We start from the raw sequence: 468 nt of genomic DNA on the forward strand, positions 1-468 counted from the left end.
CTCGAGATGCTCGTCGACAAGCTGCCCGACTTCGGCGTCGACGTGCCCGAGGTCAACTACGCCGCCATCGCTCAGGCGATGGGCTGGCACGCCATCCGCGTCGAGAACCCGAAGGACCTCGAGAAGGCGTACGCCGAGGCGCTCTCGCACAAGGGCCCGAGCCTCGTCGACATCGTCACCGACCCGATGGCACTGTCGATCCCGCCGAAGATCACGAGCGACCAGGTGTTCGGGTTCGCGACGGCCATGTCGCGCATCGTGCTCAACGGCGGTGCGGGCGAGGCCGTCGCGATGGGCCGCTCCAACCTGCGCAACATCCCGCGTAGCTGGTGACGGCGCTCCTCGCCGCCGGCTGAGGCGGGCGGCGAGGCCGAGGACGAGAGCGGTCGCGTCCTGTTGTGGCGCGCCGCACGGCGTGAGTGCCAAGCGAAATCTGTCTGGGTTCTGCGATTTCCTCCGGGTGACACT

1 protein-coding gene is annotated in these 468 nt (G+C 68.4%); it reads left to right on the forward strand.

What is annotated here, in order from left to right; all coding sequences use genetic code 11:
• Positions 1-333 (forward strand): thiamine pyrophosphate-dependent enzyme (locus J5M73_RS31270; protein ID WP_243434004.1); only part of this gene is annotated, 333 nt, incomplete at its 5' end.
• Positions 334-468 lie beyond the last annotated feature (135 nt).

The sequence above is a fragment of the Pseudomonas sp. 50_B genome, assembly GCF_017491625.1.
Lineage (GTDB): Bacteria > Pseudomonadota > Gammaproteobacteria > Pseudomonadales > Pseudomonadaceae > Aquipseudomonas > Aquipseudomonas danubii.